Below are 315 nucleotides of genomic sequence, written 5' to 3'. Positions count from 1 at the left end.
TCAGTGTCTCCACTTATTGGACCGGCTAATGGACCTCCTAATAATGGGTCGTCTACTATGATGTTAGACAGACTTACATTTCCTTGGTTAGTTACTGTAAAAGTATATGTGATAGTCTCATCAACATCTGAACAGTCATTATCGTTCTCATCATTGAAAACTCCTGTTTTCACAATCGCTATTGCAGGGTTTTGACAAAGTTCGATAACTGTTGGGTTGTCTCCTACATAACCATCATTGTTAGAGATGTCGGTTACTTCTGCACCTGCTGGTGTTGTACCAACTACTTCTGCAGAATTTGTAAATGTTCCATTA

Annotated in this window: 1 pseudogene; it reads right to left on the bottom strand. The window is 39.0% G+C overall.

What is annotated here, in order from left to right:
- Positions 1-315 (bottom strand): annotated as a pseudogene (locus G3A46_RS14140) (hypothetical protein); the annotation flags it as partial.

It is taken from the genome of Aequorivita sp. KMM 9714 (assembly GCF_011065475.1).
In the GTDB taxonomy this organism is placed as follows: domain Bacteria; phylum Bacteroidota; class Bacteroidia; order Flavobacteriales; family Flavobacteriaceae; genus Aequorivita; species Aequorivita sinensis.
The sequence above is the reverse complement of the archived record's forward strand: the minus strand, read 5'-3'. Positions and strand labels throughout refer to the sequence as shown.